Raw genomic sequence first — 2,922 nt, forward strand, 5'->3', positions numbered from 1 at the left:
CCGCTTAGCGGTCGGAGCCGGGTAGTTTACGGCGCCAACAAAACTGGCCAGTTTGTGCGTATCCTCAATTTGATGCGGGAGCACATCCCAGAAGCCGACTCTGCCAGAGCCGCCTTTGCCCGCTTTTGGACTGCTGAGTACTTGGCCAGCGCCGATCCCGCAGATGGAATTGAATTTTTCCAGACCCGGCTGCGCCCCCTCTTCGAGACCAACTATTTCCGCCCCATTGGTGAGAGCGGTAACCCTGTTGACTTTTTCCCGGTGCTGGATTTTCCCTTCGTGCTTCTGTTTGGGCTGGAATTTTTGCTGCGCACGGTGGCCATCAGCCGTCGCTACACCGGCGTCAATTGGCTGGATGCCATGCTCTGGCGTTGGTACGATGTGCTGCTGCTGCTGCCCTTTTGGCGCTGGCTGCGGGTGATCCCCGTCACCATCCGGCTGGGACAAGCGCAGTTGCTGGATCTGGAGCGGGTACGCGCCCAGGTGAGCCAGGGCTTTGTTACCAACTTCGCCGAGGATCTGACGGAAGTCATTGTCGTGCGGGTGATCAACCAAATCCAGGTATCCATTCAGCGGGGATCCCTGCCCCTGCTGCCGGCAGCGCGTACCCAGCGCGACTACATTGATATCAACAACACCAACGAGCTGGAGGCGATTGCCAACCTGGTTTTTCGCATTGTTCTCTACCGCGTTTTGCCCCAGGTGCAACCGGAATTGCAACAACTGCTCCGCTACAACCTGGATGGCCTGCTCAAGCAGTTGCCTGCCATGCAAACTCTAGAACAGCTTCCCGGCCTGGGATCCCTGCCTGGCCAACTGACGGAGCGCCTGGCCAACGAGCTGACCACCACCACCTACAAAACCCTGACGGGCAGTTTCGAGGATCCCGTCGGCTCCAAGCTGGCAGCGCAACTGATGCAGCGGTTTGGTGAGGTCTTGGCACGGGAACTCAGCCAGGAGCATGCTTCGGAAGAAATTCGCTCTCTCCTGCAAGACTTGCTGGAAGAGATCAAGATCAACTACGTCGAGCGGCTATCCCACGAGGATCTGGAGGAGGTGATGGAGCAAACCCGCCAGCTTCGGCAAAAGGCCCAGCAACTGGAGAAAGACCGCCGCCGATAGAGTTCGGGGGATTGGTTGACGAGGTTTCGCCAGTTCAGTAGGATAATGGTTCCAAGTCGGGCGAGTGGCGAAACTGGTAGACGCACCGCACTCAAAATGCGGCGGGAAACCGTGTCGGTTCGAATCCGACCTTGCCCATGCTCCTCAAATCTGTAGGGCTCGCCGCTTTCTGTGTTTGGTAGGTTGATCCGTCTTGCCTCTTCTCACAGGGGTTTGGTGATAGAACCAGCCAAGCCCTTCTGGAGCAGGGTGCCAGCGGGACGGAGTCCTTAGATAGGGCAGCCAGAATCGGGCTCATCCTGCATCCTAGAGATGAAGCTCTAGCCGCTAAACTGGGGAATCATGGATGCAACTTTGGAATCTTTCTTTGCCTCTGCCACCCGAATTGGGCTAGGTCTGGCAGGCTTGCTGGCTATGCTCACCCTGCTGGCCTGGATCCGCAATTGGCCCTTGAAGTTTTCCCTGGTGGGCTACACAGCGTTTGCGCTGGTTTTAACGGCGGGATGTTTTGCCCTCAGCTTGGGGCCCATCTTTCGCTCCCGCATTCCCGGTGCTGCCCCCTACACCACCGTCTATGACCAAGGGGCGGATCGAGCGGTTATTGCTGTCAGCCCGGATATCACCCCAGAGCAACTGATCCTCACCCTGAAGCAGGCGGCCAGCGATTTGGGATCCCCGGGACGCTTCTCCACCGGTTCGCCGGTGTTCACCTTGCGGGCCCGCACCGTCATCCATCCCGAGCCGGGAGTTTCCGAGCCGTTGCTCTTGGGCACGCTGCAACAGCCGTTGGGAAAGCGCCTGCGCACCCCAGAAGAACAACAGCAGCAGCAGATCCATCTGGAGGAAGAGGCCTTTGCCCGGCTGCGGAAGTTGGCCCAGGGTCAGGCTTCTGCCGCCTTGTCTGCAGAGGGAGCGGAAGAGCCAACCACCGGGATCCCACTTGCCCAGTCTTGAGCGCTGAGCCAGCGGCGCAGATCCTGTCCCACCCGGTCGGGGATCTCCCAGGGAAAGAGATGAGCCACGTTGGGATAGACAATGCAGGTGCAGTGGGGCAGGGCGCGGGCTGTGGCCAGGCTGCTGTTGGCGGTGATGTGGCGATCCCGCTCGCCGGCCATAAGCAGTACCGGGATGCGAATTCGGTGCAGATCTCCCTCGCGGTTGTAGCCCCGTTGCAAAGCGGCGCGCAGAGCTTGGCGAGCCTGGGGGGAGGTGTGCAGATAGGCGGGCAAGGCCATGTGCGCCAAATACCGATAGGCCGTTGGGGTCTGTTGCTGCATCAGGTAGTGGTAAAGGGAGCGACGGCCAAAGGTCTCGATGTTCCATTCCCAGCCGGGCCAAACCCAGTTGAGCAGAGAGGCAATGCCGGTGTTGACCTGATCCCAAAAATCGGTGGGGGGATGGTTGCTGCGGGGGCAGGCGGCACTGGCCACCAAAACCAAGCCTTTTACCCGCTGCGGCAGACGCAAAGCCAACTCCAGGGCCAGGATCCCGCCCAAGGACCAGCCCAGAACCAGACACTCCTGCCAGCCCAGGCGATCCAGCAGCCGCTCCAAGTCCTCTAGGTGATCCTGCATCTCAAAGGGATCCGTCACCTGGGAATGCCCGTAGCCACGCAGATCTGGCGCCACACAGGGGTGGATCCCCGCCACTGCCTCTGCAAATACCGCCATGCAGTCGGCATTGCCCGGATGGCCGTGGAGCATCAAGATTGGGAGGGAGGGGATCCCTTCTCCCCAAGTACGATAGTGGAGCTGCAGGCCCATCGCTTGACATTCTCCCTGCCCTAAATGGCAAGGATTC

Annotated in this window: 3 protein-coding genes and 1 tRNA gene; 3 read left to right on the forward strand and 1 reads right to left on the reverse strand. The window is 59.9% G+C overall.

Annotation, left to right across the window (positions count from 1 at the left end):
- The 3 genes from NW856_RS12030 to NW856_RS12040 all read left to right on the forward strand — a co-directional run.
- The coding region (locus tag NW856_RS12030) for a hypothetical protein (protein WP_414400466.1) at positions 1–1,122 on the forward strand (1,122 nt) is incomplete at its 5' end.
- 58 nt (positions 1,123–1,180) lie between these two features.
- Positions 1,181–1,260, forward strand: a tRNA-Leu gene (locus NW856_RS12035).
- A gap of 204 nt (positions 1,261–1,464) precedes the next feature.
- A complete protein-coding gene (locus NW856_RS12040; protein WP_414400467.1) occupies positions 1,465–2,076 on the forward strand; it encodes a Ycf51 family protein in 612 nt (203 codons plus the stop codon).
- Here NW856_RS12040 and NW856_RS12045 read toward each other — a convergent pair.
- Complete coding sequence (locus tag NW856_RS12045) at positions 2,004–2,885, reverse strand: alpha/beta fold hydrolase (RefSeq protein ID WP_414400468.1); 882 nt, start codon at positions 2,883–2,885, stop codon at positions 2,004–2,006. The two genes, NW856_RS12040 and NW856_RS12045, sit on opposite strands and share 73 nt — an antisense overlap.
- Positions 2,886–2,922 lie beyond the last annotated feature (37 nt).

This window comes from Synechococcus sp. R3-13 (assembly GCF_047462195.1).
Lineage (GTDB): Bacteria > Cyanobacteriota > Cyanobacteriia > Thermostichales > Thermostichaceae > Thermostichus.

Bases quoted from the DNA above. Each gene is read 5' to 3' on its own strand.
- NW856_RS12045 (WP_414400468.1), bottom strand. From the start codon at position 2,885: ATGGGCCTGCAGCTCCACTATCGTACTTGGGGAGAAGGGATCCCCTCC.
- NW856_RS12040 (WP_414400467.1), top strand. From the start codon at position 1,465: ATGGATGCAACTTTGGAATCTTTCTTTGCCTCTGCCACCCGAATTGGG.